Raw genomic sequence first — 22573 nt, forward strand, 5'->3', positions numbered from 1 at the left:
GGGGCGCGGGGGGGGGGCCCATGGCGAATGGGCCCGGCCCGGCGACCGCGATCCTCTAGATCGGGTGAATGGCCATCATCTCTTTCGTACGACGACGAAGTCGGCGAGCGCCACCAGTTGGGCTCGGACTTCTGCGGGCATGTCAACTCGGTCGAGGGCTTCGATCGCGGTCGCGTGCTGGCGGCGGGCCTCCTGGGAGGTCCACTCCCGGCCGCCCGCCTCTTCGATCAACGCCGCGCGGCTGGCGAATTCTTCCTCGTCGAAGTCGGCGAGCTGGGCGTCGCTGAGCTTGGCGTCGGCCGCGAGGATCCCGGCGAGCCGCTCGGAGGCCTCCCCGCCTGCGGCGAGGGCCGCGACCACCGGCAGCGACTTCTTGCGCTGGCGCAGGTCGCTCCAGGTCTGCTTGCCGGTGGCCTCCGGGTCGCCCCAGATGCCGAGCAGGTCGTCCACCGCCTGGAAGGCGAGGCCGAGGTGGTAGCCGTAGGCCTCCAGGATGTCGGCCGTGCGGTCGTCGGCGCCGCCGAGGACCGCGCCGATGGAGACGGCGCAGGCGAGCAGGGCACCGGTCTTGTTGCCCTCCATCTCCAGGCACTCCTCGACGGTGACCCGCTCGCGGTGCTCGTAGGAGATGTCCTGGGCCTGGCCGTCGATCAGCTTGCGGGTGGCCGTGGTCAGCCGCCGGGTGGCGCGGCCGGCCTCGACGGTGCCGAGCTCCAGGAGGATCTCGTTGGCGAGCGCGAAGAGGGCGTCGCCGACGAGGATGGCCTGCTCGGGCCCGTACACCTTCCACACGGTGTCGCGGTGGCGGCGCTGCTCGTCGCCGTCCATCAGGTCGTCGTGCAGGAGCGAGAAGTTGTGCACGAGCTCGACGGCCACGGCGCCGGGGATGCCCACCTCGGGGGCGCGGCCGGCGGCCTCGGCCGAGAGCAGGGCGAGCGCGGGCCGGACGGCCTTGCCGCTGTCGCCGTGCGCCGGCCGGCCCTCGGCGTCGATCCAGCCGAAGTGGTAGGCGGCGACGGTGTCCATGGGCGGCGCGAGCCGTTCCACGGCAGCACGCAGCACCGGCGTGGCAAGCGTCCGTCCCCGCTCCAGCATGGCGTTGACGCCCGCGGTGTCGACAGCTGGGATCGCCGAAGTCACGGTCTCTCCTCTGGTGGTCGTGCTCGTGCGCGGCCCGGTCCGGGCACGCGACGCTTCATGGCTCGCCTCGGTCATACCGCCTCCCGCAGGGGGCTCACGTGCGGTCGGCCGAGCTCGGAGAGTGCCGCACCGGCGGCGTGGACACCGCTGCGCACCGCGCCCTCCATGGTCGCGGGCCAGCCGGTGGCGGTCCACGCGCCGGCCAGGTACAGGCCGGGCGTGTTCGTGCGGGCGGCCGGCCGGAGCCGGCCTACGCCCGGGGTGGGGGCGAACGTCGCTGTCCGCTCCCGGGTCACGAAGAAGTCCCGTACGCCGGCGCCGCGCGCGGCGGGCAGCAGCCGTTCCAGCTCGGGAAGATAGCGGGCGCGCAGCTCGGCGACGGGCCGCTCGATGTCGTCCTGCGCGGCCGACTGGGAGACGGCGAGGTACTGCCCGCCCTCTCCCCTGGCGGCGAGCCCGGAGGACTCCGTGCGGTCGAAGACCCACTGCACGGGCGAGCCCAGCGCGGCGAAGAACGGCTGCCGCAGGACCTTGCGGTCGTAGACGACGTGCAGGTTGAGGATCGGGGCGGTGCCGATCTCCAGCAGCCGGCCCGGCTCGTCGAGGGCGCCGTCGGGCAGCAGGGCGTGGGTCTCGCGCTGCGGCACGGCGAGCACGACCGTCTCGGCCGTGAGCCGCTCGGCGGTGCCGGGGCCGGTCTCGGCGCCGACCTGCCAGGTGCCGTCCGCGGCGCGGGCGATGCCGGTGGCGCGGGTGCGCAGCAGGGTGCGGACGCCGGCGGCCTCCAGGGCGGCGCGGGCGCGGGTGTCGTGCAGCTCGCCGAGGGGGACGTGGGCCCAGCCGATGTCGGCGGCGCCGGGGTCGGTGAGCAGCGCGGTCTTGAAGACCATGGTGGCGAGGCCGAGCGAGGACTCGCCTGCGGTGGCGTTGAGGGTGGCCACGCCGATCAGGTCCCACAGGGCCTCGACGGTGCGGTCGGACTGGCCCTTGCGGCGCAGCCAGCCTCCGAAGTCCGTGCCGTCGAGCGCGGGGTCCTGCGGGTCGAGGCCGCGCAGGGCCAGGGCGGCCCGGCCGACCGCGGCGCGCTCGGCGAGCGAGAGGTGCGGGTACGTGGCGAGGCTCTTGGCCAGGTGCAGCGGGACGGGGAGGGCGGTGCGGCGCAGCCGGCCCAGGCGGGGCTTGCCGGAGGGGTGGCCGACGTCGAGGACGGGCACGTCGAGGCGGTCCTGCAGAGGGGCCAGGTGCAGGGCGTCGATCCGGTCGAGGAAGGAGCTGTAGGCGGTGCAGCAGCGCAGGTAGACGTGCTGGCCGTTGTCGATGGTGAGGTCGCCGCGGCGGAAGGAGAAGGCGAGGCCGCCGAGCCGGGGCCGGCCCTCCAGGAGGGTGACGCGCACGCCGGCGTCGGCGAGCTCCAGCGCGGCCGTGATGCCCGCGAGGCCGCCGCCGACGACCACCGCGCGGGCGGGCGCGGCGCCGTCCCCGTCCGCGGGGCCGTGGCCGGGCCCGGTTGTCGTCGTGGCTGTCATGTGCCCACCCCTTCGGCTGCTGTCAGGGACGTGTCCGCAGGGCGGAGGGTTGCGCGCCGGTCGGCGGCCCGGAACGGGGAGATCAAGCGCGCCCCCCGGCGGTCCGCCGGTGGACGCTGCGGGCGTCGAGGCCGGACAGGCCGCGCACGGCGACGTAGACCTTCTCCCGGCCGGGCAGCGAGACCCGGCCGCGCAGGACCGCCTCGGGCTCCTCGGCGATCCGGTCGAGCAGCCTGCGGTAGATGCCGGCCATGGCGGCGACGCAGGCGCCGCTGCGGCGGTCGAGCATGGGCAGCAGCCGGGTGCCCTCGGCGAACAGGGCGCGGGCGCGCCGGACCTCGAAGTGGACGAGGCCGGTGAAGTCGGCGCCGGCCGGGGGCCGGGCGGAGTGGAAGCCCTCGGCGCAGCCGAACTTCGCGAGGTCGTCGGAGGGCAGGTAGGTGCGGCCGTTGGCGGCGTCCTCGCGGACGTCGCGCAGGATGTTGGTGAGCTGCAGCGCCAGGCCGAGGGTATCGGCGTACTCCGCGGCGCGCGCGGCGTCCCGCGCGCCGGGCACGGTGCCGAACACGCCGAGGGAGAGGCGGCCGATGGCGCCCGCGACGCAGCGGCAGTACACCGCGAGGTCGTCCCAGGTCTCGTACGACTGGCCGCGCACGTCCATCTGAACGCCGTCGATCAGTTCGTCCAGCCCGCCGAGCGGGATGGGGAAGCGGCGCGCGGCATGGCTGAGCGCGACGGCCACCGGGTCGGTGTCGTCCTCGGCGATGCGGCCCTCGCGGATGCGGGAGAGCAGCTCGCGCGTCTCCTCCAGGCGGCGGTGCTTGGCGTCGGCGTCCAGCGGGCCGTCGCCGATGTCGTCGACGCGGCGCGAGAAGGCGTAGAGCGCCGACATGGCGCGCCGCTTGGCGGTCGGCAGGAGCCTGATGCCGTAGCTGAAGTTTCCGGCCTGCTGGCCGGTGACCGCCTCGCAGTAGCTGTACGCGGCGAGCACCGGTGCGGACGCGTCCGGGGATCCGTTCACGGTCCTGCTCACCCCTCTCTTCGCAGTGTCGCTCCCACCTCGCGCAGCAGGCTGAGCTTGGTGGGCTTGGGCGGTCCGGGCAGTACGTCGTGTCCTGCGGCGGCGACCGCGCGGAGCGCGGCCCTCCCCCCGCCCACGAACCCCGCGAGCAACAGCTTCAACCTGCCGTGGACGCTACCCACCAGGGGGGTGCCTTCATTCAGCAGTTCCCCGGCGCGTTCCCCTTCGTACGCGACCAGGGCACGCAACGACGCGCCGCTGGTCGGGCGCGCGAGGTCGGCCTCGGTGACGCGGAAGCGCTCCATGTCCTCGGCCGGGAGGTAGACGCGGTCGCGGCCGAGGTCCTCGGCGACGTCCTGCAGGTGTTCCACGATCTGCAGCCCGGTGCAGACCGCGTCCGAGCGGCGGATCCGCTCGGGGCTGGCGGTGCCGGTGATGCCCAGGACGAGGCGGCCGACGGGGTTCGCGGACAGCTCGCAGTAGGCGAGCAGATCGTCGTACGTACTGTAGCGGCGGACCCGCTGGTCCTGGCGGTTGGCCTCGATGAGCCCCAGGAAGGGCTCCGGGGTCAGCCCGCAGCGGCGGACGGTGGGCCGCAGGCGGCGCAGCAGCGGGTGGCGCGGGCCGGTGCCCGGGCCGTTGAAGACGCGGTGGAGGTCGGCCTCGAAGGCGTCCAGCATCGTGAGACGGTCGTCACTCTGCGCCGGGTCGAGCCCCAGCAGCTCGGCGTCCCGCCCGCCGGGGGCCAGGTCGCCGTCGCCGATGTCGTCGACGAGGCGGGCGTATCCGTAGACGGCCATCAGGTCGTCCCGCCAGGCGCGCGGCACGAAGAAGGGTGCCACGGGGAAGTTCTCGTGCGCGGCCTTGTCGAGCACGGCGCGCTCGTGCGCGTCCGTCCCCGCCGTCACAGCGGGCTGCCCGGACCGGGGACGGCGTGCACGCCTCGGATCTGGAGAGGCCTCACAGCCAATACAGCCATTGCCGTCACATCTCCCGTTCTACACTGCCGACCCAGAACATCCTATTTCGGACACGCCGCAGGGGTGGACACCCCCTTCGGCGCCCCCTGCTCCCCCTTCGGCACCTGCCGCCCCACCGCATCCGGCCCCGTCCCCGGAGTCGCGGATACACCGGTATCGCACGCTTCGCCGTAATTCGGCACGGTACAGCGTACGCCGCACACCTGTCCGATGCGCGACCGGGTAGGTGCTTGATCCATACAATGCCACGCGGGCGGCGAATCAACCCTGCCAATAAGCCAGTTGATCGTTACGGAACGGTCAAGGCCCCCGCCGGAGCGCACCGGCAGGGGCCCGTGGACGACCGGTCCGCACCGGCCCGCGCGGCGCTAGCGGGCCGTCTCCTTCTCGTACGCCCGGACCACTTCCTCGGTCGGGCCGTCCATGAGCAGCTGGCCGTGCTCCAGCCACAGCACCCGGTCGCAGGTGTCCCGGATCGACCTGTTGTTGTGGCTGACGAGGAAGACCGTGCCCGCCTGCTTGCGCAGCTCGCGGATGCGGGCCTCGGAGCGCTTCTGGAACGAGCGGTCACCGGTGGCCAGCGCCTCGTCGATCATCAGCACGTCGTGGTCCTTGGCCGCGGCGATGGAGAACCGCAGCCGGGCCGCCATGCCCGACGAGTAGGTCCGCATGGGCAGCGTAATGAAGTCGCCCTTCTCGTTGATCCCGGAGAAGTCGACGATGCCCTGGTAGCGCTCGCGGATCTGCTCGCGCGACATCCCCATGGCCAGACCGCCGAGCATCACGTTCTTCTCGCCCGTGAGGTCGTTCATCATGGCCGCGTTCACGCCCAGCAGCGAGGGCTGGCCGTCGGTGTAGACCTTGCCGCGCTCGGTGGGCAGCAGCCCGGCGATCGCCTTCAGCAGGGTGGACTTGCCGGATCCGTTCGAGCCGATCAGGCCGATCGCCTCGCCGCGGTAGGCGGTGAAGCTCACGCCCTTGACGGCGTGCACCTCGCGGACGCCCGCGCTCGGCTGGCGCCGCACGAGCCGGTTGAGCGCGGCGGTCGCGCTGCCGCGGCCGGTGTTGCCGCCGTAGACGCGGTAGACGATGTGGACGTCCTCCGCGATCACGGTGGGCACGCGGGCGGCGTCCGCCGCGGGGGTCGGGTTCTGCTCAGCCACGGCCGTACTGCTCCTCAGCCTTCCAGAAGTACACGAAACCGCCGACGCCGATCAGCAGCGCCCAGCCGACGGCCAGCGCCCACACGTGCGGCGGCAGGTCGATGTGCTTGTGCGCGGCGTGGCCGCTGATCAGGGAGGAACGCATCAGGTTGATGAAGACGGCCGCCGGGTTCGCGCTCAGCACGTCGATGAGCCACTTCGGAGCGTGCTGCTTCTCCAGCGCCTCGACCAGGTTGTACATCACACCGGACGCGTACATCCAGGTGCGCAGGACGAACGGCAGCAGCTGGGCCAGGTCGGGCGTCTTGCTGCCCGCACGGGCCAGGATCATCGCCAGGCCGGTGTTGAAGAGGAACTGCAGCGCCAGCGTCGGGACGATCAGCAGCCAGGACAGCTGCGGGGTGTGCCCGAACCCGAGCAGGAAGAGGAAGAGCACCAGCATCGAGAACAGCAGCTGCTGGAGCTGCTGGAGCGCAAAGGAGATGGGCAGCGCCGCGCGGGGGAAGTGCAGCGCCCGCACCAGCCCCAGATTGCCGGCGATCGACCGGACGCCCGACATGGCCGAGCTCTGGGTGAAGGTGAAGACGAAGATGCCCGTCACCAGGAACGGGATGTACGTCGCGATGCCCATGCCCTTGCTCTGACCCATCAGCACGCCGAAGATCAGGAAGTACACCGTGGCGTTCAGCAGCGGCGTCGCCACCTGCCACACCTGGCCCAGCTTCGCCTGGCTGTACTGAGCGGTCAGCTTGGCGCGGGAGAAGGCGATGATGAAATGCCGCCGCGCCCACAGCTGCCGGGCGTACTCCGGCAGGCTCGGGCGGGCCCCGCTCACCGCGAGGCCGTACTTCCTTGCCAGCTCGGCGGCGGGCAGGCCGTCATCGGGTGATGGCGGGGCACTCATGGCGACCGCACTGCCGTGCGTTGTCTCGCTCACAGTTGACACTTTCGTCCTCAAGGTGCGCTGCCGGGGGCTCGCCCCGGCCCGCGCCCGGTGCTCATAGACAAGAGCTTGTCAGATCACGGGAGGCCGACCCAGCCGGGTCAGGCGCCACACGGTACGCCACTTCATGGGGCGCCGTGGACCACAGGGCGTCGTCCAGCCCTCCCTGAAGCCCCCGAACCACGCCCGCAGCGCGGGCAGGGAGGGCCGCCGGGCCAGGGTGAGCAGCAGCCACACCCCGAGGTAGACCGGGACCAGGGGGGCCGGCAGGTTGCGCCGGGCGAGCCAGACCCGGTTGCGGGCGACCATCCGGTGGTAGACCGCGTGCCGGCTCGGGGCCGTCGTCGGGTGGTGCAGCACCATGTCCGCGCGGTAGTCGATCATCCAGCCCGCGTCGAGGGCCCGCCAGGCGAGGTCGGTCTCCTCGTGCGCGTAGAAGAACTCGTCCGGCAGCAGGCCGGCCTCGGCGAAGACCCGGGTGCGGACCGCGTTGGCACCGCCCAGGAAGGTGGTGACCCGCGAGGAGCGCATCGGGTCGGAGGCGCGCAGCCGCGGCACGTGGCGGCGCTGGGTGACGCCCGTGTCGGGGTCGGCGATCCGGAAGCTGATGATGCCGAGCTTCGGGTCGGCGGCGAACGCCTGCCGGCACAGTTCGGCGGTGTCCTGGCCGGGCAGCAGGCCGTCGTCGTCCAGGAACAGCAGGATGTCGGCCTCGCGCCCGGCGGGCCCGAACGCCTCGATGCCCACGTTGCGCCCGGCCGGGATGCCGACGTTCTCCGACAGCTCGACGGTGCGCACGGTCAGGCCGGGCACGGCGATCGGCGGCAGCGGGGAGCCGTTGCCGACGACGACGACCTCGATCGGGTCGCCGTCCTGCTTGGCGACCGACTCCAGCAGCGCGCGCAGCTCCGCGGGGCGGTTGCCCATGGTGAGGACAACCGCGCCGACCTTGACGCCAGGAGCGGAGGGAGCGTTCATCGGAGCCTGCTCGACGCGAGGATGGACACGAGGTGCAGCACAGTCTGCAGCACCGCGACGGCGGCGAGCAGGACCACCGCGACACGCGTGAACAGCAGGTCGCCGTGGACGAAGTCCGCGATGCCGGCCACCAGGATCACCAGCGACGCCTCGACGCCGCCGACCAGCCGGTGGAACTTCAGTGCGGCCGCGGCCCTGCGGGCCAGGGCCATGCCCGAGGAGCGCGGCGTGGCCGCGGAGTCCTCGGCGGCCGCCATGCCGCTGCGGGCACGGGCGACGTCGACCAGGTCGGTCTCCGCCTTGATCAGGATCGCACCGAGCGCGGCCAGTGTGCCCAGGAAGGCCCACTGCCACTGCGTGGAGGCGCCGTCCTTGTGGAGGACGTCCGCCGCGCGGATGCCGAAGCCGACCAGCAGGGCGGCCTCCGAGAGGTAGTGGCCCACCCGGTCCAGGTAGACGCCGGTCGTGGAGGTGACCTTGCGCCAGCGCGCGAGCTCGCCGTCCACGCAGTCCAGCAGCAGGTACAGCTGGATGAGCAGCGCACCCAGGATCGCGCCGGTGAGGCCCGGGATCACCAGGGCCGCGCCCGCGGCGATGCCGGCGAGGATCATCAGGCCGGTGTACTGGTTGGGCGTGAGCCGGGTGTTCAGCAGGACCCGCGTGCAGCGCAGGGAGATCTCGCGCATGTACAGGCGCCCGGCCCAGTGCTCGCCGCTGCGCCGGTCCTTGAGCCCGCCGGGGTGGACGACCGGGCGGAGTTCAGCTAGTGACGGTTTTGGCATAGTCGGCGTAAGCGTCCCTGATCTGGTCGGTGGAGAGCGCGAGGTGCTCCAGGATCGTGTAGCGGCCGGGGCGGGTCTGCGGCGCGTACTCCACGGCCGCGACGAACTCCTCGGCGCTGAAGCCGATCTCCTGCGGCAGCACGGGCAGGCCGTGGCGGCGCAGCACCTCGATCATCAGCGCGGACTCCTCGCGAGCACCGCGCAGGTACATCGCGAAGGCCGCGCCGAGGCCGCACTGCTCGCCGTGGCTCGCCGCGCGCTTGGGGTAGAGCAGGTCGAAGGCGTGGTTGATCTCGTGGCAGGCGCCGGAGGCGGGGCGGCTGTCGCCGGCCACCGACATGGCGATGCCGGTGAGGACCAGGCCCTCGGCCAGCACCTGCAGGAAACCGTCGTCGCCGACGCCGCCGGGGTGGCGCAGCACGGCCTCGCCGGCCTGCCGGGCCATGGCGGCGGCCAGGCCGTCGATGTCCTCACCGCGCTCGCGGGCGGCGAGCTCCCAGTCCGCCACGGCGGAGATGTTGGAGATCGCGTCGCCGATGCCGGAGCGCACGAAGCGGACCGGGGCCTCACGGATCACGTCGAGGTCGATGACCACGGCGATGGGGTTGGGCACGCCGTACGAGCCGCGGCCCGCGTCGTTGTCGAGGGTCGCGACCGGCGAGCAGAGCCCGTCGTGCGAGAGGTTCGTGGCCACGGCGACCAGCGGCAGGCCGATGCGCGCGGCGGCGTACTTCGCACAGTCGATGATCTTGCCGCCGCCGAGGCCGACCACGGCGTCGTAGTGGCCGGACTTCATCGCGTCGGCCAGCTTGATGGCGTCGTCGAGCGTGCCGCCGCCCACCTCGTACCACGAGGCGCCGGGCAGCGCCGGGGCGAGCCGCTCGCGCAGCACCGCCCCGGAGCCGCCGCTGATGGCGACGGCCAGCTTGCCGGAGCTGGAGATCCGCTGATCGGCGAGGACGCTCGCCAGATCGTTGAGGGCTCCGGCCCGGATGTCGACGACGACCGGCGAGGGGATGAGCCTCGTCAGTACTGGCACGCGATCCCCCGGCCCTTGGCGAGGTCGTCGTGGTTGTCGATCTCGACCCACTGGACATCGCCGATGGGGGCCACGTCGATCTTGAAGCCGCGGTTGACGAGCTCCTGGTAGCCGTCCTCGTAGTAGAGGTCGGGGTCGCGCTCGAAGGTGACCTTGAGGGCATCGGCCAGATCGGCGGCGGCCTCGCCCTCGATCAGGGTGACGCCGATGTACTCACCGGTGGCCTCGGCCGGGTCCATCAGCTTGGTGATCTTCTGGACGCCCTTGTCGGGGTCCACGACGACCTTCATCTCCTCGTCGGCGAGCTGCTTCACCGTGTCGAGGGCGAGGATGATCTTCTGGCCGTTGCCGCGGGCGGCGAGCAGGGTCTTCTCGACGGAGACCGGGTGCACCGTGTCGCCGTTGGCGAGGATCACGCCGTCCTTGAGGGCGTCCCGGCCGCACCACAGGGAGTAGGCGTTGTTCCACTCCTCGGCCTTGTCGTTGTCGATCAGGGTGAGGCTCAGGCCGTACTTGGCCTCCAGGGCCTCCTTGCGGGCGTACACGGCCTCCTTGCGGTAGCCCACGATGATCGCGACCTCGGTCAGACCGATCTCGGCGAAGTTGGCCAGGGTGAGGTCGAGGATGGTGGTCTCACCGTCCACGGGCACCAGGGCCTTGGGCAGAGTGTCGGTGTAGGGACGCAGACGCCGTCCGGCGCCGGCGGCCAGCACGAGGCCGATCATGCGGGTTCTCCTGTTTCGTCGTGTACTGCGGGTGCCCCGGAGGACACCCAGAAGCGGATGCTCTCGCTGAGCACCACGAGGGCGATGGCGGCCGCGAGGACCGTCAGCGCGATGGTGAAACCTCGGCCGTGCCACAGGGCGGCCGCGATGGTGACCGCCAGGACGCGACCCTCGTGTCCGCCGATCGCCCGCACCAGCCGGTGCGGGGGCGCGCCGGTGCCACCGCGGATGCGGTACACCGTGTCGTAGTGATGGTAGGCGACCGCGGCCACCAGGCCGAAAGCCGCCGGGAGGGCCCCCGGGGCGCCGGACTGGGCGGCCAGGCCCAGGATCATGCCGTACTCCGCGCCCCGGAAGACCGGCGGGACCAGCCAGTCGAGGGGGCCCTTGAGGGGCTGGGCGACGGCGACGCCGGCGAAGACCGCGTAGACCACGGCCTGCAGGACGGCACGCCAGGTGCCGCCGCTGCCGGTGAGCAGCGGGCCGATGAGCAGGCAGGCGGCGGCGAGCAGGGCCCAGAAGGGGGCGCTGTAGGCCCGGCCGGGCACCGTGCGGCCGAGGCTGCCTGCCGCGGCCTCGGCGACCGGGCCGGAGTCGGCGAGGTCGGCCAGGGCCTGCGCGGCGCGGTCGGTCCGCTTCGCCTTGCGGGTCAGGGAGCGCAGGACGCGGCCCGCGGTGGTGTAGCAGGCGGCGAAGGCGCAGCCGATCAGCAGCACGTAGAAGACGGTGCGGGGCGTGGTGAGCGCGGTGAGGACCGCGATCAGCGCCCAGCGCTCGCCGATGGGCAGCACGATCATGCGGCGGACCCAGACGGTCCAGCCGACGCTGTCGAGGCGGCCGGAGAGCGCGGCCGTCGGGCTCGTGTTGGCCGTGGCGTCGTGGTTCGCCTCGTTGAAGGAGAAGTCGACGACGTGCCGGCAGGTCATGAGGACCATCGCGCCGAGCGCGAGCGCCCATACGTCGTCGTGGCCGCCGCCGCGGGAGGCGCCGAGGGCCAGGCCCGCGTAGAAGGCGTACTCCTTGGCGCGGTCGAAGGTCGCGTCGAGCCAGGCGCCGAGCGTGGAGTACTGCAGCGAGTAGCGGGCGAGCTGGCCGTCGGTGCAGTCGAGGACGAAGGAGAACAGCAGCAGCGCGCCGGCGGCGACGAAGCCGCCCCGGGTGCCGGTCGCCGCGCAGCCGGCCGCGATCAGGGCGGTCAGCAGGGACGCGGTGGTGACCTGGTTGGGGGTGAGGCCGCGGCGGGCGCACCAGCGGGCGAGGTAGCGCGAGTACGGGCTGATGCAGAAGGTGGTGAAGAACCCGTCGCGGGACTTCACGGCACTGCGCAGCCGTACCGCCTCGTCGTCGACGGCCTCGGTCTCGGCGAGCGCCTTGGCGCGGAGCTCGCCGCCGTCCGGCACGGCCGCGACGAGGACGCCGAGGTCGGGCCGGTGCACGGTGACGCCGTCGGCCTCCAGGTGGGCGGCGAGGAGACCGGGCAGACCGGCCTCGCCCGGGCCCCACTCGGCGGGGACGGCTCCGGCTCGCGCTTCGGGCCCGGAACCCGGGCCGGCGGCCGTCACCGCGCTCAGCGCGCGCGTCAGGGAGGCGCGCGCGTCCGGCTGGACGGTGAGCGCGCCCTCGGTGGCGCCGGCCGGGAAGCGGGGGTCGGTCAGGGCGAGGCGCAGGGCGTGCACGTGGCCCACGAAGCGGTGGTCCACCACAGCGACCCGTTCCGTGGCCGGGACGGCGGCCAGCGCCCCGGCGACGTCCGCCGCCACGCGGACGTCGAAGCCGAGGGACCGCAGGTCCTCCTCCAGGGAGGAGCCGGCGGGCGGCGGACCGGTGAGGATGGCGGTCGACAGACGAACTCACTCCTTGCGGCGGGCATGGCCGCTCCGGGGCCGCGGGACGCGGCGGGCGGCGTTCGCGCCGGAAACCCCCGGCGGGGGTCGGCACGTCGGCAGAGGCTATCGGATCACCGGAAGACGCCGTTCACCGCCGGTATGCCTCCGGCACGCCCGCCATGGAGAGGACGCCCGGGCGAAGCGTCCGGTTCCAGGCCGGGGCGGTCCGGCACCGCCGGACCGCGCCATCGTGGTGGGCCCGCCGGGGGGGGGGGGCGACACGGCCCCCCCCCCCGCGGCGGCCCCGCCCCGCCCCCGCGGCCCGCGCCCCCCCCCCCCGCCCCCCCCCCCCCCCCCCCCCCCCCCCCCCCCCACGACCGCGGCGAGAGTCCGGCGGAATGCCCGATCACCAGAATCGAACACAGATCGTGACCCGCCGTCCAGGCGCTATCGTGCCGGTCATGACATGGCTGATCACAGGCGGTGCCGGGTACATCGGAGCGCACGTCGCCCGGGCGATGACGCAGGCCGGCGAGCGGGTCGCCGTGCTGGACGACCTGTCCACGGGCGTGGCCGCGCGGCTGCCCGCGGGCTGCGTGCTGGTGCGGGGCTCGGTGCTGGACCGCGAGCTGCTGAAGCGCACGTTCGCGGAGCTGGACGTGACGGGCATCGTGCACCTGGCGGCGAAGAAGCAGGTCGGGGAGTCGGTGGAGAAGCCGCTCCTCTACTACCGGGAGAACCTGCACGGGCTGACCGTCCTGCTGGAGGCGGCGGTCGCCGCGGGCGTCCGCAGCTTCGTGTACTCCTCCTCCGCCGCCGTCTACGGCATGCCGGATGTGGACCTCGTCACGGAGGACACGCCGTGCGCGCCCATGAACCCGTACGGCGAGACGAAGCTGGCCGGCGAGTGGCTGGTGCGGGCCACCGGGAAGGCGCACGGCCTGTCGACGGCCTGCCTGCGCTACTTCAACGTGGCGGGCGCGGCGGTGCCGGAGCTCGCGGACACCGGGATCTTCAACATCATCCCGATGATGTTCGACCGGCTCACCCGGGGCGAGGCGCCGCGGATCTTCGGCGACGACTACGCCACCCCGGACGGCACCTGCATCCGTGACTACATCCACATCGAGGACCTGGCGACCGCGCACCTCGCGGCGGCCCGCCGGCTGGCCGAGCGCACGGAGCCGGGCGACCTCACGCTCAACGTGGGCACGGGCCGGGGCGTCTCGGTGCGGGAGATGGCCGACCTGATCGCCTCGGTGACCGGCCGCACCGAGCCCGCGCCGCTCGTCGAGCCGCGCCGTCCGGGTGATCCGGCGCGTGTCGTGGCCTCGAACGAGCTGATCGCGAAGGAGCTCGGCTGGAGCCCCGCGCACGACGTGCGCAGCATGGTCGCGTCCGCGTGGGAGGGCTGGTGCCTGCACCACCCGGAGGCCCGGGAGGGCGCTCCGCGGGGCTGACGACCCCGCACTCAGGGTGATCGCCGCAGGTCGGCGAGATGCGCGTCTTCGCAGGTCAGAGCACATGACAACGGTGTTCAGTGCCGCGTTGCCCGATACCCCCCACCCGTAGTTCACTGGGTCCCGGCCGGCAGCCGCCGGCCGGACGGGCACCCGTTTTCGCGAGGGCGGCATCTCATGGGCGCAGGGCACGATCACGGTCACTCTCACGGGGGACCCCCGCCGGGCACGAGCGGCACGGCCGCGGCGGCCTACAAGGGCCGGCTGAGGATCGCACTGGGCATCACGCTCACGGTGCTCGTGGCGGAGGTCGTGGGCAGCGCGCTGACCGGTTCGCTGGCCCTGCTCGCGGACGCCGGGCACATGGCGACGGACGCCGTCGGGGTGGGCATGGCGCTGGTCGCGATCCACTTCGCGAACCGCCCGACGAGCGGCCGGCGCACCTACGGGTACGCCCGGGCGGAGATCCTCGCGGCGCTGCTGAACTGCCTGCTGCTGCTCGGCGTGGGCGGGTTCATCCTCTACGAGGCGGTGGGGCGCCTGGTGAACCCGACCGACGTGCCGGGCGGCATGACGGTGGTCTTCGGCCTGGTGGGCGTCGTCGCCAACCTGATCTCCCTGGCGCTGCTGATGCGCGGCCAGAAGGAGAGCCTCAACGTGCGCGGGGCGTTCCTGGAGGTCCTCTCGGACGCGCTGGGCTCGTTCGCGGTGGTCGTCTCCGCGGTGGTGATCATGCTGACGGGGTGGACGCAGGCCGACCCGGTCGCCTCGCTCCTGATCGGCCTGATGATCGTGCCGCGCACGCTGAAGCTGCTGCGGGAGGCGCTGGACGTCCTGCTGGAGGCCGCGCCGAAGGACGTCGACATGGACGAGATCCGGTCGCACATCATGGCGCTGCCGGGCGTGCAGGACCTGCACGACCTCCATGTGTGGACGATCACATCCGGAATGCCGGTGCTCTCCGCCCACGTGGTGGTCGACCACCTGGCGCTGGATTCGTCCGGCCACGAGAAAATCCTCCACGACCTGCAGGGCTGCCTCGGGGAGCACTTCGACGTGGAGCACTGCACCTTCCAGCTGGAGCCCGGCGGCCATGCGGAGCACGAGGCGAAGCTCTGTCATTGACGCCCCGGCCCGGTACGGCAGACTTGAGGGCCGAAGACCGACAACGAGGATGGTCAATGCCGATCACACCAGCCAATGGCCTCTCCGCCGACACCGCAGCGGTTCCCGCTCCGGAGGACTCAGCCGAACCGATCATGCTGGAGCTGGTCGACGAGGACGGCAGAACCATCGGCACGGCGGAGAAGCTCTCCGCCCACATCGCCCCCGGCAAGCTGCACCGGGCGTTCTCGGTCTTCCTCTTCGACGACGCGGGCCGGCTGCTGCTGCAGCGGCGGGCGCTGGAGAAGTACCACTCCCCCGGCGTGTGGTCGAACACGTGCTGCGGCCACCCGTATCCGGGCGAGCCCCCGTTCGTGGCGGCGGCGCGCCGCACGGGCGAGGAGCTGGGGCTCGCGCCCGCGCTGATGCGCGAGGCCGGCACCGTGCGCTACAACCACCCCGACCCGGACTCGGGCCTGGTGGAGCAGGAGTACAACCACCTCTTCGTGGGGATCGTGCGGGCCGAGCCGCGCCCGGCACCGGAGGAGATCGCGGAGACCGCGTTCGTGACCCCGGCCGAGCTGGAGGAGCTGCGGGCGCGCTACCCGTTCTCGGCGTGGTTCATGACGGTGCTGGACGCGGCGCGGCCCGCGGTGCGCGAGGTCACCGGGGACGCGGCGGGCTGGTAGGCCCCCCGGCGGGCGCGGGGAGGGGCAGGGCGGCCCAGACCTCACCGGGGACGCGGCGGGCTGGTAGGCCCCCCGGCGGGCGCGGGGAGGGGCAGGGCGGCCCAGACCACCTTGCCGCCGCTCGCGGTGTGCTCGACGTCGCACATGCCGCCCGCCTCGGCGGAGATGGCCTGGACGAGCAGCAGCCCGCGGCCGCCGATGCGCTCGTCGTCAGCCTCCAGCGGCTTGGGCCGGTACGGGTGGTCGTCCTCGACGGCCACCCGCACCCAGTGGCGGCCGATGGAGACCTCCACGGCGACCTCGGGCGAGAGCAGGGCCGCGTGCTGGACGGCGTTGGTGACCAGCTCCGAGACGATCAGCAGGAGCCCCTGCAGCAGGTCGTCGCAGAGCGGCACGCGCTGGTGCCGGAGGAGGTCGCGGACGGCGTGCCTCGCCCGCGGGACGGAGGAGTGCAGCGCGGGAGCGGTGAAGCGCCAGGCGCCGTCGAACTCGACCGGGCTCCGGGGTGGGGCCTGCCCGCGGTCGGGCGGGACGCTCCCGAGGATTTCCATGTCCGATACCAACCCCTCACCATGGTCGATCGCACCCATGAGTGTTGGGAACTTGAGGGTCCTACCGGCGGGCTGACCACAAATCACCGTCTATCGACGGAGTTTGACCGGGTGCGTATGCCAGGGTCACTCACGCGACTGATCCTGGTCACCCTGTTCCGCGTTCCCTGAGCAACCCGGAGTTAGGTATTCCGAGGGAGGGCCCGGATAGCATCCGGCGCATGGAGCCCGCACTTCACCTGGACGTCGCCGGTGGCACCGCCACGGTCCGCATCGCCAACCCCGCCAAGCGCAACGCCATGACCACGGACATGTGGCGGGCCCTCCCCGGGCTGCTGGAGCGGTGCGCCGCCGACCCGGCCGTCCGGGTGCTGGTGCTCACCGGCGAGGGCGGCACCTTCTGCGCGGGTGCCGACATCTCCTCGCTGACCGAGGGCGCCGACCGCTCGCGGGACCTCGCGATCGCGGCCGAGGAGGCACTCGCCGCCTTCCCCAAGCCCACGCTCGCCGCCGTGCGCGGCTTCTGCGTGGGCGGCGGCTGCCAGCTCGCCGCCGCGTGCGACCTGCGGTTCGCGTCCGACGACGCCTCCTTCGGGGTGACCCCCGCGAAGCTCGGCATCGTCTACGGGGCCTCCTCCACCCGCCGGCTGGTGGAGCTGACCGGCCCGGCCACGGCCAAGTACCTGCTCTTCTCCGGCGAACTGATCGACGCCGCGCGGGCGCTGCGGACCGGCCTCGTGGACGAGGTGTGGCCGCAGGAGGCGCTGGACCGGCGGGTCGCCGAGTTCGCCGCGGTGCTGGCCTCCCGGTCGCAGCTGACGCAGGCCTCGGCGAAGGAGTTCGCCGCGGGGCCCGCCGACCCGGGCCGGATCGCGCACTGGGCGGAACAGGAGCGCGCCGGGGGCGACACCGCGGAGGGCGTCGCCGCGTTTCTGGAGCGGCGGCAGCCGCGGTTCGGTTGGACGGTGGGCGAGGAGACCTTCGTCCAGCGGTCCGCGGACGGGCGGCCGGACCCCCGTACCGGCCTTCCCGTCCTGTAGCCCGTCAGCGGCCCGGGGCCCGCACCAGCTTCGTGAGGTCCGCGTTCCGCCACTCCGCCACGAGGTCGGCCGGGGCCTTGTCCGGGGAGCCCGCGTCGTAGGGCGGCTGCGGGTCGTATTCGATGAGCAGCTGGACGGACTGGGCGGCGCGGTCGCCCGCGATCCGGCCCGCGAGCGTCAGTGCCATGTCGATGCCGGAGGAGACGCCGGCGGCCGTGACGTACTTGCCGTCGAAGACGACGCGCTCCCCCGTGGGCTCGGCGCCGTGGGCGGCGAGCTGTTCCAGGAACAGCCAGTGCGACGTGGCGCGACGGCCCGTCAGAAGCCCGGCCGCGGCCAGGAGCAGGGAGCCGGTGCACACCGACGTCGTCCAGGTGGTGGTGCGGTCGACGTGCTGCAGCCACTCGGCGACGGCCCCCGGGCCCGGTTGGCCGCTCGGGTCGGCCCCGCCGGGCACGACGACGATGTCCGGGCTCGTGACCTCGGCGAGGGAGGCCTCGGCGACCAGGGAGAGGCTGCCCCTCTCGTTGGGGACGGGCCCCGGGCGCTCGGCGACGAGCACCGTCTCGGCGCCGGGCAGGGCGCCCAGGGTGTCGAACGGGCCGACGGCGTCGAGGGCGGTGAAGCCGGGGTAGAGCAGGACGGCGATCTGCACGGTGGTCCTCGTTTCGTTCGGTGGCGGCCGCGGCCGGTCAGGCCGCGGTCAGCGGGCGGAAGCGGCGCCGGTACTCGGCGGGCGGGGTGCCCAGGGCGCGGACGAAGGCGCGGCGCATGGCCTCGGGCGTGCCGTAGCCGCAGGCGCGCGAGACCTCCTCGACGCCGTCGCCGGTGTCCTCCAGCTGCCGGCGCGCGGCCTCCAGGCGGACCCGGTCGACGTAGCGGCCCGGTGTCATGCCGGTCTCGCTGTGGAAGGCGCGGGCGAAGTGCCGCGGGGAGAGGTCCGCGCGGGCGGCGAGCGCCTCGACGGACAGGTCGGCCGCGGGGTTCTCGACGATCCAGTGCTGGACGTCGCGCAGCCGTGGACGGCTCGCGGTCTGGGCCGCGAGCGGGGCGCTGAACTGGGTCTGGTTTCCGGGGCGGCGCAGGAAGACCACGAGGTTGCGGGCGACGGCGAGCGCCGGTTCGCGGCCCAGGTCGTCCTCGACGAGGGCGAGGGCGAGGTCGATGCCGGCGGTGACGCCGGCCGAGGTGACGACGTTCCCGTCGCGTACGTAGATGGGGTCGGGCTCCACGCGGACGGAGGGGAAGCGCGCGGCGAGGGCGGCGCAGAACGCCCAGTGGGTCGTCGCGCGGCGGCCCTCCAGCAGGCCGGCGGCGGCGAGCAGGAAGGAGCCCGTGCACACCGACACCACGCGCTCCGCGCGCGGCGCGTGCTCGCGCAGCCAGGCGATGAGGCGGAGGTCGGGGGTGCGCGTGCCCTCGCCGCCGGGCACGAGGAGGGTGTGCGCGGCGGGGGCGTCGTGCAGCGCGGAGTCGGGCGTGACGCGCAGGCCGCTGCTGGTGCGCACGGGGCCGCCGTCGAGGGTGGCGGTGTGCACGCGGTACGTGCCGGGGTCGCCGGTCCACTGCCCCGCTCCCACGAACACTTCGGCGGGGCCCGTGAAGTCGAGGCTCTGGACCTCGTCGAACAGGACGATCAGCACGGTGCGGCGCTGCGTGCGGCGGTGCGTCATGCTCACCATGCTGATCGTCCGGTCATGTGTCCGCAATGACGAACACCCCACCTTTCCTGCCATCGCAGCGGGGCGCGGGGCACCGCCCTTCCCGGCGTACCGACCAGTCGGTAGCGTGCACCGCATGACTTCTCTCAACGGGGCCCTGCCGGAGCGCGCCGCCCGCCGCTGTCAGCAGCCCCTCAACACCCTGCACGCCACTGTGTACTTCTCGCCCGAGATCGTGCGGGAGATGGGCGCCCTGGGGCTCGAGGACTTCTCCTCGGTCAACATCGCCGGGCGGACGGCCGCGTTCGGGCGCGTCGGCGCCGGCCCGGTCACGGCCGCCTTCTACAACTACAAGCACGAGCGGATCGCCCGTCACCTCCCGGGCGTCTGGGACGTCGCCGCCCCGCAGGACGTCCTCGCCGCGCGGCTGCGCGCGGCCGACGGCACGCTGCGCCGCCTGCTCGGCGAGGACGCGGTCGCCTCCCCGGAGATGGCCGAGGCGGCGGAGCTCGCCCTGCGCGCCACCGAGGGCTGCTGCCGCGGCGGCCGCCCCCTGTACTCCGCCCACGCCGACCTGCCCGTGCCCGAGGCCCCCCACCTCGCGCTCTGGCACGCCGCCACGCTGCTGCGCGAGCACCGCGGCGACGGTCACGTCATGGCGCTCGTACGGGCGGGCCTCGACCCGGTCGAGGCGCTCCTCAGCCACAGCGCCACCGGCGGCGGCATGAGCGACAAGTGGCTCGTCCGGACGCGCGGCTGGGCCGTGGAGGAGCTGAATGCCGGCCGGGAGCGGCTGCGGGCGCGCGGACTGCTGGACGGGGCCGGCGAGCTGACGGCGGCGGGCGCCGCGCTGCGCGACGAGCTGGAGGACGAGACGGACCGCCTCGACGCCGCGCCGTACGAACACCTGGGCGCGGCGGGCGTGGCGCGCCTCACCGAGCTGGGCAAGGGCTTCGCCGCGGCCGCGGTGGCGGCGGGCGCGTTCCCGGCCGACCTCCTCGGCAACGGCTGAGGCGGCACCGGCGCCGAAACACGGGGCGCCGCGCGGCTCGCGCGCGGCGCTGTCGGCGGCACCTGCCACAATGCAGTCCGCAGCCCGAAGAGAAAGCGGAGCGTGATCGTGACGGCAATTGGTGCGTCGCCCGGGGCGTCGATCGAAGGCAGGATCGCCGAGGAGCTCGGCGTGCGGGAGCGGCAGGTGAAGGCCGCGGTCGACTTGCTCGACGGCGGTTCGACCGTGCCGTTCATCGCCCGCTACCGCAAGGAGGCCACCGAGATGCTCGACGATGCGCAGCTGCGCACCGTCGAGGAGCGGCTGAGGTACCTGCGCGAGCTGGAGGAGCGCCGCACGGCGGTCCTGGAGTCCGTGCGCTCCCAGGGCAAGCTGGACGAGGCGCTGGAGGCGCGCATCCACGCGGCCGACTCCAAGGCCCGGCTGGAGGACATCTACCTGCCCTTCAAGCCCAAGCGGCGCACGAAGGCGCAGATCGCGCGGGAGGCCGGCCTGGAGCCGCTGGCGGAGGGGCTGCTCGCCGACCCGGGCACCGAGCCGCTCGCCGCAGCCGCCGCCTTCGCCGACGCGGACAAGGGCGTCGCGGACGCCGCCGCGGCGCTGGAGGGCGCGCGGGCCATCCTCACCGAGCGCTTCGGCGAGGACGCCGACCTGATCGGCGAGCTGCGCGAGCGCATGTGGACGCGCGGGCGCGTCGCCGCGAAGGTCCGCGAGGGCAAGGAGGAGGAGGGCGCGAAGTTCGCCGACTACTTCGACTTCGCCGAGCCCTTCACCGAGCTGCCCTCGCACCGGGTGCTCGCCATGCTGCGCGGCGAGAAGGAAGAGGTCCTCGACCTCACCCTGGAGCCCGAGCCGGCGGACGAGGCGCCCGCGGGGCCCTCCTCGTACGAGCAGATGATCGCCCAGCGCTTCGGCATCGCCGACCGGGGCCGGCCGGCGGACAAGTGGCTGGGCGACACGGTGCGCTGGGCCTGGCGCACGCGCGTCCTCGTCCACCTCGGCATCGACCTGCGGCTGCGGCTGCGCCAGGCCGCCGAGGACGAGGCGGTCCGCGTCTTCGCGGCGAACCTGCGCGACCTGCTGCTCGCCGCGCCGGCCGGCACCCGCGCCACGATGGGCCTCGACCCCGGCTTCCGCACGGGCGTGAAGGTCGCCGTCGTGGACGCGACGGGCAAGGTCGCCGCCACCGAGACGATCTACCCGCACGTCCCGCAGAACAAGTGGGACGCCTCGCTCGCGACGCTGGCCCGGCTCGCCCGGGAGCACGGCGTCGAGCTCGTCGCCATCGGCAACGGCACGGCCTCCCGCGAGACGGACCGGCTGGCGGCCGACCTGATCTCCCGTCACCCGGAGCTGAAGCTCACCAAGGTGATGGTCTCCGAGGCCGGCGCCTCGGTCTACTCCGCCTCCGCGTTCGCCTCCCAGGAGCTGCCCGGGCTGGACGTCTCGCTGCGCGGCGCGGTCTCGATCGCCCGCCGTCTGCAGGACCCGCTCGCCGAGCTCGTCAAGATCGACCCCAAGTCGATCGGCGTCGGCCAGTACCAGCACGACCTGTCCGAGGTGAAGCTGTCCCGCTCGCTCGACGCCGTCGTGGAGGACTGCGTCAACGGCGTCGGCGTCGACGTCAACACCGCGTCCGCGCCGCTGCTCGCGCGCGTCTCCGGCATCAGCTCCGGCCTCGCCGAGAACATCGTCGCCCACCGCGACGCCAACGGCCCCTTCCGCTCCCGCCGGGCGCTGAAGGACGTGGCCCGGCTCGGCCCCAAGGCGTACGAGCAGTGCGCGGGCTTCCTGCGCATCCGCGGCGGGGACGACCCGCTGGACGCCTCCAGCGTCCACCCCGAGGCCTACCCCGTGGTGCGGAAGATGGTGAAGAGCACCGGCGGCGAGGTCGCCTCCCTCATCGGCAACACGTCCGTGCTGCGCTCCCTGCGGCCCGGCGACTTCGTCGACACGACCTTCGGTCTGCCGACCGTCACCGACATCCTGCGCGAGCTGGAGAAGCCCGGCCGCGACCCGCGACCCGCGTTCAAGACGGCGAGCTTCAAGGAAGGCGTCGAGAAGATCGGCGACCTGCGGGCGGGGATGATCCTGGAGGGCGTCGTCACCAACGTGGCCGCGTTCGGGGCGTTCGTGGACGTCGGCGTCCACCAGGACGGGCTCGTGCACGTGTCGGCCATGTCCCGGACGTTCGTGAAGGACCCGCGGGACGTCGTCAAGCCGGGTGACATCGTGCGGGTCAAGGTCATGGACGTCGACATCCCGCGCAAGCGGATCTCGCTGACGCTGCGGCTCGACGACGACGCGGCGTCGTCGTCCGGCGGGGGCGGGGGGCGCCAGCGCCCCGAGCGGGGTGCCGATCGGGGTGCCGAGCGCGGCTCGGGCCGCCGGGGCGGTGGCGCGCCGCAGCAGCGGCGCGGCGGCTCGCGCGATGCGGCTCCGCCGGTCAACGACGCGATGGCGGAGGCGCTGCGCCGCGCGGGGCTCCGCTAGCGCGGAGGGAAACGACGTACGTACGGGGCCCGGCGGCCCCCATTCCGCCGGGCCCTCGACATCGTGGTGACTCGCCGTTGCGGCGGGCGTTCTTTCGCTTGCGGCGCCGGTTCGCTGCGCCGTTGCAGCGGGGAACCTTCCTCCGCCGCAACGGCGATAAGCCACCACGTGGCAGCCCGGCGGTGCCGGACCGGGCCGCACCCGACGACGATCGAGCCTCGGGCGTCACCACTCGCGCCGGACCCTCGCCGTCGTGGCACATCACCGTCGCGGCGGGCACTTTTCGCGGGGCCACGGCGGTGACACTCCACCCGCCGGTCGTGGCAAGCCCCCTTTCTTCCGCCGCAACGGCGAGAACCGTCACGTGGCAGACCGGCGGTACCGGGCCGCGGCCCGACCGTGACCGCCGGGCCCCCGCCGTCGTGGCACTTCGCCGTCGG

The 22573-nt window shown here is 73.5% G+C and carries 20 protein-coding genes; 6 read left to right on the top strand and 14 right to left on the bottom strand.

Annotation, left to right across the window (positions count from 1 at the left end; all coding sequences use genetic code 11):
* Positions 1-75 precede the first annotated feature (75 nt).
* The 11 genes from ACOTKD_RS19170 to ACOTKD_RS19220 all read right to left on the bottom strand — a co-directional run bounded on the left by ACOTKD_RS19170 (position 76) and on the right by ACOTKD_RS19220 (position 12141).
* Positions 76-1095 (bottom strand): polyprenyl synthetase family protein, encoded by a 1020-nt coding sequence (locus ACOTKD_RS19170; protein WP_268829355.1) that lies wholly within the window; start codon positions 1093-1095, stop codon positions 76-78.
* A 116-nt stretch (positions 1096-1211) separates the two neighbouring features.
* Positions 1212-2666 (bottom strand): hydroxysqualene dehydroxylase HpnE, encoded by a 1455-nt coding sequence (hpnE, locus tag ACOTKD_RS19175; RefSeq protein ID WP_424890193.1) that lies wholly within the window; start codon positions 2664-2666, stop codon positions 1212-1214.
* Positions 2667-2748: 82 nt separating this feature from the next.
* Positions 2749-3699 carry a presqualene diphosphate synthase HpnD gene (gene hpnD, locus ACOTKD_RS19180; RefSeq protein WP_424890194.1) on the bottom strand — a complete coding sequence of 317 codons (951 nt, stop codon included), beginning with the start codon at positions 3697-3699 and terminating at the stop codon, positions 2749-2751.
* Positions 3696-4562, bottom strand: a complete 867-nt coding sequence (gene hpnC, locus ACOTKD_RS19185) for a squalene synthase HpnC (RefSeq protein ID WP_424890490.1) — start codon at positions 4560-4562, stop codon at positions 3696-3698. Before hpnC ends, hpnD begins: the two co-directional genes overlap by 4 nt.
* Positions 4563-5035: 473 nt before the next feature.
* A complete protein-coding gene (locus ACOTKD_RS19190) occupies positions 5036-5830 on the bottom strand; it encodes an ABC transporter ATP-binding protein (RefSeq protein ID WP_424890195.1) in 795 nt (264 codons plus the stop codon).
* Positions 5823-6767 carry an ABC transporter permease gene (locus ACOTKD_RS19195; protein ID WP_424890196.1) on the bottom strand — a complete coding sequence of 315 codons (945 nt, stop codon included), beginning with the start codon at positions 6765-6767 and terminating at the stop codon, positions 5823-5825. Before ACOTKD_RS19195 ends, ACOTKD_RS19190 begins: the two co-directional genes overlap by 8 nt.
* 78 nt (positions 6768-6845) lie before the next feature.
* On the bottom strand, positions 6846-7751 hold the full coding sequence (locus ACOTKD_RS19200) for a glycosyltransferase family 2 protein (protein WP_424890197.1): 906 nt from the start codon (positions 7749-7751) through the stop codon (positions 6846-6848).
* Positions 7748-8533 (bottom strand): CDP-alcohol phosphatidyltransferase family protein, encoded by a 786-nt coding sequence (locus tag ACOTKD_RS19205; RefSeq protein WP_424890198.1) that lies wholly within the window; start codon positions 8531-8533, stop codon positions 7748-7750. The genes ACOTKD_RS19200 and ACOTKD_RS19205 overlap by 4 nt, the downstream gene beginning before the upstream one ends.
* Entirely contained in the window at positions 8511-9572 is a 1062-nt protein-coding gene (locus ACOTKD_RS19210; RefSeq protein ID WP_424890199.1) for an iron-containing alcohol dehydrogenase family protein, read from the bottom strand. Before ACOTKD_RS19210 ends, ACOTKD_RS19205 begins: the two co-directional genes overlap by 23 nt.
* Positions 9560-10297, bottom strand: a complete 738-nt coding sequence (locus tag ACOTKD_RS19215; protein ID WP_424890200.1) for a sugar phosphate nucleotidyltransferase — start codon at positions 10295-10297, stop codon at positions 9560-9562. Before ACOTKD_RS19215 ends, ACOTKD_RS19210 begins: the two co-directional genes overlap by 13 nt.
* Entirely contained in the window at positions 10294-12141 is a 1848-nt protein-coding gene (locus tag ACOTKD_RS19220; protein WP_424890491.1) for a DUF5941 domain-containing protein, read from the bottom strand. Before ACOTKD_RS19220 ends, ACOTKD_RS19215 begins: the two co-directional genes overlap by 4 nt.
* A 443-nt stretch (positions 12142-12584) precedes the next feature.
* Between ACOTKD_RS19220 and galE the strand changes: the two genes are divergently transcribed.
* From galE to idi, 3 genes are all read left to right on the top strand, one after another.
* The gene (galE, locus tag ACOTKD_RS19225) at positions 12585-13583 is read left to right on the top strand and encodes a UDP-glucose 4-epimerase GalE (protein WP_424890201.1); all 999 of its coding nucleotides are present in this window, start codon (positions 12585-12587) and stop codon (positions 13581-13583) included.
* A gap of 177 nt (positions 13584-13760) precedes the next feature.
* Positions 13761-14708: a cation diffusion facilitator family transporter gene (locus ACOTKD_RS19230; protein ID WP_424890202.1), complete on the top strand. Its 948-nt coding sequence runs from the start codon at positions 13761-13763 to the stop codon at positions 14706-14708.
* A gap of 56 nt (positions 14709-14764) precedes the next feature.
* Positions 14765-15376, top strand: a complete 612-nt coding sequence (gene idi, locus ACOTKD_RS19235; protein ID WP_302866123.1) for an isopentenyl-diphosphate Delta-isomerase — start codon at positions 14765-14767, stop codon at positions 15374-15376.
* Between the two features lie 41 nt (positions 15377-15417).
* Here the strand turns inward: idi and ACOTKD_RS19240 are convergent, their stop codons facing one another.
* Positions 15418-15927, bottom strand: a complete 510-nt coding sequence (locus ACOTKD_RS19240; protein WP_359102051.1) for an ATP-binding protein — start codon at positions 15925-15927, stop codon at positions 15418-15420.
* A gap of 221 nt (positions 15928-16148) precedes the next feature.
* On the opposite strand from ACOTKD_RS19240, the gene ACOTKD_RS19245 reads away from it, so the two are divergent.
* Positions 16149-16967 carry an enoyl-CoA hydratase/isomerase family protein gene (locus ACOTKD_RS19245; protein ID WP_424890203.1) on the top strand — a complete coding sequence of 273 codons (819 nt, stop codon included), beginning with the start codon at positions 16149-16151 and terminating at the stop codon, positions 16965-16967.
* Between the two features lie 4 nt (positions 16968-16971).
* On the opposite strand, the gene ACOTKD_RS19250 is transcribed toward ACOTKD_RS19245, so the two are convergent.
* Positions 16972-17622 carry a DJ-1/PfpI family protein gene (locus ACOTKD_RS19250; RefSeq protein WP_424890204.1) on the bottom strand — a complete coding sequence of 217 codons (651 nt, stop codon included), beginning with the start codon at positions 17620-17622 and terminating at the stop codon, positions 16972-16974.
* Positions 17623-17659: 37 nt separating this feature from the next.
* The gene (locus ACOTKD_RS19255) at positions 17660-18640 is read right to left on the bottom strand and encodes a GlxA family transcriptional regulator (protein ID WP_424890205.1); all 981 of its coding nucleotides are present in this window, start codon (positions 18638-18640) and stop codon (positions 17660-17662) included.
* Positions 18641-18764: 124 nt separating this feature from the next.
* Between ACOTKD_RS19255 and ACOTKD_RS19260 the strand changes: the two genes are divergently transcribed.
* Both ACOTKD_RS19260 and ACOTKD_RS19265 read left to right on the top strand, forming a co-directional pair.
* Positions 18765-19640 (top strand): SCO6745 family protein, encoded by an 876-nt coding sequence (locus ACOTKD_RS19260; protein ID WP_424890206.1) that lies wholly within the window; start codon positions 18765-18767, stop codon positions 19638-19640.
* A 108-nt stretch (positions 19641-19748) separates the two neighbouring features.
* Positions 19749-22133 (top strand): Tex family protein, encoded by a 2385-nt coding sequence (locus ACOTKD_RS19265; RefSeq protein ID WP_424890207.1) that lies wholly within the window; start codon positions 19749-19751, stop codon positions 22131-22133.
* The last annotated feature ends 440 nt before the right edge of the window (positions 22134-22573 follow it).

It is taken from the genome of Streptomyces sp. XH2 (genome assembly GCF_049725035.1).
GTDB lineage: Bacteria > Actinomycetota > Actinomycetes > Streptomycetales > Streptomycetaceae > Streptomyces > Streptomyces roseoverticillatus.

Excerpts from the sequence above, each read along its gene's own strand:
- idi (WP_302866123.1), top strand. The coding sequence starts at position 14,765 with ATGCCGATCACACCAGCCAATGGCCTCTCCGCCGACACCGCAGCGGTT.
- ACOTKD_RS19205 (WP_424890198.1), bottom strand. The coding sequence starts at position 8,533 with ATGCCAAAACCGTCACTAGCTGAACTCCGCCCGGTCGTCCACCCCGGC.
- hpnE (WP_424890193.1), bottom strand. The coding sequence starts at position 2,666 with ATGACAGCCACGACGACAACCGGGCCCGGCCACGGCCCCGCGGACGGG.
- ACOTKD_RS19200 (WP_424890197.1), bottom strand. The coding sequence starts at position 7,751 with ATGAACGCTCCCTCCGCTCCTGGCGTCAAGGTCGGCGCGGTTGTCCTC.
- ACOTKD_RS19215 (WP_424890200.1), bottom strand. The coding sequence starts at position 10,297 with ATGATCGGCCTCGTGCTGGCCGCCGGCGCCGGACGGCGTCTGCGTCCC.
- ACOTKD_RS19255 (WP_424890205.1), bottom strand. The coding sequence starts at position 18,640 with ATGACGCACCGCCGCACGCAGCGCCGCACCGTGCTGATCGTCCTGTTC.
- galE (WP_424890201.1), top strand. The coding sequence starts at position 12,585 with ATGACATGGCTGATCACAGGCGGTGCCGGGTACATCGGAGCGCACGTC.
- ACOTKD_RS19260 (WP_424890206.1), top strand. The coding sequence starts at position 18,765 with ATGACTTCTCTCAACGGGGCCCTGCCGGAGCGCGCCGCCCGCCGCTGT.
- ACOTKD_RS19230 (WP_424890202.1), top strand. The coding sequence starts at position 13,761 with ATGGGCGCAGGGCACGATCACGGTCACTCTCACGGGGGACCCCCGCCG.
- ACOTKD_RS19170 (WP_268829355.1), bottom strand. The coding sequence starts at position 1,095 with ATGCTGGAGCGGGGACGGACGCTTGCCACGCCGGTGCTGCGTGCTGCC.
- ACOTKD_RS19240 (WP_359102051.1), bottom strand. The coding sequence starts at position 15,927 with ATGGAAATCCTCGGGAGCGTCCCGCCCGACCGCGGGCAGGCCCCACCC.
- ACOTKD_RS19245 (WP_424890203.1), top strand. The coding sequence starts at position 16,149 with ATGGAGCCCGCACTTCACCTGGACGTCGCCGGTGGCACCGCCACGGTC.